The organism is Thiohalocapsa sp. (genome assembly GCF_019695415.1).
Classification (GTDB): domain Bacteria; phylum Pseudomonadota; class Gammaproteobacteria; order Chromatiales; family Chromatiaceae; genus Thiohalocapsa.
This window is the reverse complement of the sequence record NZ_JAIFKJ010000441.1, coordinates 1,420-6,031: the sequence shown is the minus strand read 5'-3', so window position 1 is coordinate 6,031 and position 4,612 is coordinate 1,420. Positions and strand designations below refer to the sequence as shown.

Annotated in this window: 6 protein-coding genes; all 6 read right to left on the bottom strand. The window is 68.5% G+C overall.

Annotation, left to right across the window (positions count from 1 at the left end; translation table 11 throughout):
• The coding region (locus I6U14_RS12485) for a tetraacyldisaccharide 4'-kinase (RefSeq protein ID WP_296899779.1) at positions 1-366 on the bottom strand (366 nt) is incomplete at its 3' end.
• A gap of 27 nt (positions 367-393) precedes the next feature.
• Entirely contained in the window at positions 394-2,181 is a 1,788-nt protein-coding gene (msbA, locus tag I6U14_RS12480) for a lipid A export permease/ATP-binding protein MsbA (RefSeq protein ID WP_296899777.1), read from the bottom strand.
• Positions 2,178-2,612: a biopolymer transporter ExbD gene (locus I6U14_RS12475; protein WP_296899775.1), complete on the bottom strand. Its 435-nt coding sequence runs from the start codon at positions 2,610-2,612 to the stop codon at positions 2,178-2,180. Before I6U14_RS12475 ends, msbA begins: the two co-directional genes overlap by 4 nt.
• The gene (locus I6U14_RS12470; RefSeq protein ID WP_296899773.1) at positions 2,609-3,241 is read right to left on the bottom strand and encodes a MotA/TolQ/ExbB proton channel family protein; all 633 of its coding nucleotides are present in this window, start codon (positions 3,239-3,241) and stop codon (positions 2,609-2,611) included. The genes I6U14_RS12475 and I6U14_RS12470 overlap by 4 nt, the downstream gene beginning before the upstream one ends.
• A gap of 168 nt (positions 3,242-3,409) precedes the next feature.
• Positions 3,410-4,357 carry a DNA internalization-related competence protein ComEC/Rec2 gene (locus I6U14_RS12465; RefSeq protein WP_296899772.1) on the bottom strand — a complete coding sequence of 316 codons (948 nt, stop codon included), beginning with the start codon at positions 4,355-4,357 and terminating at the stop codon, positions 3,410-3,412.
• 69 nt (positions 4,358-4,426) lie between these two features.
• Positions 4,427-4,612 (bottom strand): hypothetical protein (locus tag I6U14_RS12460; RefSeq protein ID WP_296899770.1); only part of this gene is annotated, 186 nt, incomplete at its 5' end.

Here is a 4,612-nt window from a genome sequence, read left to right as displayed (position 1 = left end):
GTAATGGGCGGCCAGCGGCACCGGCTCGTCGCCGAACCCCGCTGGTTCGTCATCCGGGGGCCAAAAGCGCACCGCCGGGGGGCCGATCCCCCCGTAACGGGGGGCGGCAATGCCTGGTCGCAGGCCCAGCGCGATGAGATGATCCGCGAGCCAGCGCACCAGCGGCGTCTTGCCAGTGCCGCCGACGCTCAGGTTGCCGACGACGATGACCGGTGCACCGGCCTCGAAGCTCGCAAGCCAACCGGCCCGGTAGGCCGTCGCGCGCAGCACGGCGACGCTGCAATAGAGCCAGCCGAGCGGCGCCAGCAACGCCGACGACAGCCGCGCTCCAAAGCCCCGACCGTACCAGATGGCGGTGGGGCTCACCGACCGATCCGAGTCCGCGCGTCCATATCAGCCCGCGGGCTCCGGCACGGGCGGCGCCTGGAGCTGCGCACGCTGCAGCCGCGCATAATGACCACCCGCCGCCAGCAGCTGTCGGTGGCTGCCCTGCTCCAGGATACGCCCCTGCTCCAGCACCACCACACGATCCACGTGCTCGATGGTGGATAGGCGGTGGGCGATCACCAGCGTCGTGCGGTTCCTCATGAGCGCGGCCAAGGCCTGCTGGATGTGACGCTCGGCCTCGGTGTCCAGCGCCGAGGTGGCCTCATCCAGAATCAGGATGGGCGCGTCCTTGAGCATAGCCCGGGCGATGGCGAGCCGCTGACGCTGCCCGCCCGAGAGCAGCACGCCGCGGTCTCCCACTAGGGTGTCGAACCCCGCTGGCAACGCGCGAATGAAATCCAGCGCATGGGCCGCGTCGGCGGCACGCTCAATCTCCGCCCAGCTCGCCCCCGCGGTGGCACCGTAGGCAATGTTGTCCGCAACGCTCGCGTTGAAGAGGACGATGTCCTGGGTGACGAGGGAAATCTGCGCCCGCAGGCTCGCGAGCGTCACTGTGCGGTGGTCGATGCCGTCCACCAGAATCTGCCCTTCCGTCGGGTCGTAGAAACGTGGCAGCAGGCTCACCAGCGTCGATTTGCCGCTGCCCGAACGGCCCACCAGGGCCACGCTCTCGCCGGCGCCGATGTGCAGATCGAGTCCGTGCAGCACCGGGCCCTTGGCAGCGTCATAGACGTGGCTCACGCCGCGGAAGTCGATCTCGCCGCGGATCCGGCCCAGCTCCTGCTTACCCGCATCGTGCTCGGTCTCGCTGTCCAGCAGCTCGAACAGGCTGTCAGCGGCAACGATACCGCGCTGGAGCTGGGAGTTGACGGCGGTGAGCCGCTTTACCGGGGGCAGCATGAGGCCCATGGCCACCACGAAGGACATGAAGGTGCCCACGGTGATGTCCTCCCGCAGCCCCTGCAGCGTCGACAGATAGACGATGACGCCGATGGCGACGGCGGAGAGCAGCTGCACCACAGGCACGCTGACGGACTCCACGGCAATAACCTTCATCTGCAGGGAGCGCGTCTTCTCGTTGATGGCGGAGAAGGTCTCGGACTCGCGCTTCTCGCCGCCGAAGGCCTTCACCACCCGGTGACCATCGATGACCTCCTGCGCGACGTGCGTGAGGGACCCTACCCGGTCCTGAATGCGCGAGCCGTACCGCCGAAAACGCCGGGTGGCGTACTTCATCGAGAAGGCCATTACCGGGCCGATGAGCAGGAAGATGGCCGACAGCGCCGCGTCCAAATAGAGCATATAGGCCAGCAGCGCCAGCGCGGTGAACCCGTCCCGCACCAACGTCGTAATGGCGGAGGTCGCCGCGGTGGCGACGTTCTCGACGTTGTAGGTGAGCTTGGCCAGCAGCTGACCGGTGCCATGGGCATCGTAGTAACGGGCGGGCGCCCGCAGCAGGTGGTCGAACATCTGCTGGCGCAGGTCTGCCACCACCCGCCGGCCCACCCATTTGAGGCAATAGTTGTTGACGAATCCGGCGACGCCGCGCACCAGGAACACGGCCACCAGCAGGATGGGCATGAGCCGAACCACGTCCGGGTCCCGCTCAACGAAGCTGCCGTCGAGCAACGGCTTGATCATGGCCGCGAACACGGGCTCGGTGGCTGCGAACACCAGCATGCCGACGATGGACAGCGCGAACATGCGCCAGTACGGCTTCACATAGCCAAGCAAACGGGCGTAGACGGTTCGCCCAGAGCCGGTGCCCGCGGCGAAGCTGCTGACCCTGCTCACGGGGTCTCTTCCGTGCGGCTCGCCGCGAAGGCCACGCGGCGCATGCCGAGCTGGCCGAGGGCGTCCAGCGCTGTCATGACCGCCTGGTGGGGCGTCCTGGCATCCGCCTTGATGAGCACCGGGCGCTCGGTGACCGCGCCGTCGGTGCCTGCGGCCTCCCGGAGCGCCTGTTCCAACGTCTCGGCGTCGGTGCCGAGCACCTCGCGATCATCCACATAGAAGCGCCCGGAGACATCCACCACCACCTCCAGCAAGTCCATCTCGGCGGCCTGTGCCGGCTCGCCGTCCGCCTGCGGCAGCTCCAGGCGCAGCCTGGGACTGTCGTTGAAGGTGGTGGACACCATGAAGAAGATGAGCAGCAGAAAGACAACGTCAATGAGCGGCGTCAGGTTGATGTCCGGGGGCTCACGCCGCTTCGGCCGGAGATTCAAGGCTCGCCCCCGTAGCCTACCGCCTCGCGGGCGCCCTGCATCACCTCGATGAGCCTAAGCGCCTGTTCCTCCATGGCCACAATGAGCTTGTCCACACGGTTGTCGAAATAACGGTAAAACATGAGGGCGGGGATGGCCACAGAGAGCCCGGCGGCCGTGGTGATGAGCGCCTTGGAGATGCCGCCGGCGAGCACGCCGGGATTGCCCACACCGGCCTCCATGATGATGCCGAAGACCTCGATCATGCCGAGCACGGTACCAAGCAGGCCGAGCAGCGGCGTCACGGCGGCGATGGTGCCGAGCGTGTTGAGATAGCGCTCCAGATCCGCCACCACCTGTCGGCCCGTGTCTTGGATGGCCTCTTTCATGACCTCCCGGGAGTGGAAGCGATTCACCAGGCCGGCTGCGAGCATGCGTCCCAGGGCGGAGCCGTCGCGAATCTCGGCGATGCGCTCGTCGTTCAACAATTGCCGGCGGTGCAGCTGCCAGATGTTGCTCACGAGGTCATCCGGCATGATGGCGGCGCGACGCAGGGCCCAGAAACGCTCGATGACAATGGCCATCGCGGCAACGGAACAGAGCAGGATCGGCCACATCAGCCAACCACCCGCCTGCAGCAGCTCAAACACCTGCACAAACACTCCCGCGTTCTCGGACCAGCCCAGCACCGGGGCTCAAACGCTGGGGATCATAGCAGCTCCGACCTGCCCCGCCGATGCCGGGACGCAGAGATCACGGTACCCCTCAGCACGGTTGCGCCCGGCCTACATCGTCGCTGTCCTGAACGCGGATCGCGTTCAGGGCGGCCGCAGGCCTGGACGGTGTCGCCACAGCCTTTGCTGGGCTTGACGAGCCCGCATCGGCACCAGGGGCGCCGGCTCCGCCGGCAACCGCAGGCTCACGGCGCCGTCCGTGGCGGTGCTCGCGGTGGCGACGCCGAGGGCGCGAACGCGGGCCACGACGGCCTCGTGCGGAAAGCCCCAGCGGTTGCCGTAGCCGGCAGAGAACCAGACCCAGCGGGGATCGACCGCTCGCAGAAAGGGCATCGTGCTGGAGCTGTCACTGCCGTGATGGGACGCGAGCAGCACATCCGCCCGTAGCCGCTCGCCGAAGGCCGCGACCAGCTCGGCCTCGACGCCGGCCTCGACGTCGCCCGTGAGCAGCACGCTGGCACCGCCAGTGGCCACGTGCAGCACGCAGGAAGCATTATTGCCGGACTCTCCCCGACCCGTCGGGTGCAGAATACGGAAGGTTACGCCGTCCCAGCGCCACTGCGTCCCAGCCCGGCAGGGCTCGGAGTTGATGCCGTCCGGCGTGTTGAGCGCTGAGGGCTCACCGCTCAGCAACCGAGTCACAGGCAGGTCCGCCAGGAGCCCGGAGAGCCCGCCCGCATGGTCCTGGTCCGCATGACTCACAATCAGTGTGTCCACGGCATCTACCCCCTGGTGTCGCAGATACGGCGCCACCACCACCGCCCCGGTGTTGAACCCGCTCGGCCAGCCAACGCCCAGGTCATACACCAAGGTGTGCTGGGCTGTGCGCACCACCGCCGCCAGCCCCTGGCCCACGTCCAGCATCGTGAGCTCGGCCTCCCCGACCGCCGGCGCGGGCGGCCGTGCCGCCGCCAGCGGCAGACACAGCACCAGCCCGAGCGAGCGCGCCGGCACGCCGCGCGGTGCCAGCAACAGCAGCACACCCACACCGGCGGCAAGCCACACCCAAGCAGCGCGCCCGCCCAGCGCCATGCCGGCGAGATCCCAGCCGGCAATCCAATCCAGCAGGGCATAGCCCGCGTTCAGCAGTGCTGCGACCCGTCACAGCGCCCAGTCCCAGCCCCCCACCAGCGCCACCGTCGCCGCGACCACCCCCGCCCGCCGCCACAGCCCGCACACGGGCCCCAGCACCAGCGTCCCCGCGGCGCACACCAGCGACAGCCGGGCGACAAAGCCCCAGACACACCACCGCGACACCCCACCCCCCCCACCAGAGGGCCGCCTTCC